Here is a 947-nt window from a genome sequence, read left to right as displayed (position 1 = left end):
TACCTTTTACAAATGGAAGAGCAAATATGGCGGTTTGGATGTTCAGCAACTCACAAAGATGAAAGAACTTGAAAAGGAACTTTCGCAATACAAAAAAATCGTGGCGGAACTTACCCTGGAAAATGTGGTGATGAAAGATGTGATTGCAAAAAAGCTCTGACACCTTCCGAGAAACGGGAACTGGTTGTTTATTCCGGATCACAGCAAGGGATAAGCACTCGGAATGCGTGTAAACTTTTCATCATAAACAGTTCGGTATTTTATTACAAAAAGAGAAAAAACAATGAAGACGATAAGATCCGGGAGGAGTTGGTTTCGCTTGCAAACCATCATCAAACCTGGGGATTCTGGACGATGCACCACCGCTTGAGGAATTTAGGGTTTGGATGGAACCACAAACGGGTTTACAGGATCTACAAATCGATGAAGCTGAACTTAAGAAGCAAACGAAAGAAGCGGCTTCCTGCAAGGGTGAAAGAGCCTTTGCTTCGTCCTGTATATCCCAATGTAACGTGGAGTATGGACTTTATGCATGACAGTCTGGAAAATGGCAAAAGTGTTAGGAGTCTGAATATTATTGATGACTTTAATCGTGAGGTTTTGAACATTACAATTGATACGGGTTTGCCATCATCAAAGGTAATTACAGAACTTGAACAGCTCATTGACTGGCGGGGAAAACCCGAAAAGATAAGAGTGGACAACGGTCCGGAGTTTATAGCTGAAAAGCTAAAAGACTGGTGCAATAAAAATGAGATCTTACTTCATTATATCCAGCCGGGAAAGCCTACGCAAAACGCTCTGGTAGAAAGATTTAACAGGACTTTTCGGACAGAATTTTTAGATGTTTATCTTTTTGAGAACATCAGACAGATGAGAAATTATTCGGAGATCTGGATGTGGATGTATAACAATGAGCGGCCACATAGTGCTTTGCAATACCTCAC

The 947-nt window shown here is 40.9% G+C and carries 2 protein-coding genes; both read left to right on the top strand.

Annotated elements, in window-relative coordinates; genetic code table 11:
- A partial coding sequence (locus CHA01nite_RS21095; RefSeq protein WP_146944825.1) for a transposase occupies positions 1–160 on the top strand: 160 nt, incomplete at its 5' end.
- A partial coding sequence (locus tag CHA01nite_RS20350) for an IS3 family transposase (RefSeq protein WP_170234797.1) occupies positions 88–947 on the top strand: 860 nt, incomplete at its 3' end. The genes CHA01nite_RS21095 and CHA01nite_RS20350, both read left to right, overlap by 73 nt.

The organism is Chryseobacterium hagamense (genome assembly GCF_007991455.1).
GTDB lineage: Bacteria > Bacteroidota > Bacteroidia > Flavobacteriales > Weeksellaceae > Chryseobacterium > Chryseobacterium hagamense.
Note: the sequence above shows the minus strand (reverse complement) of the source record. Positions and strands in the feature narration are given on the sequence as shown.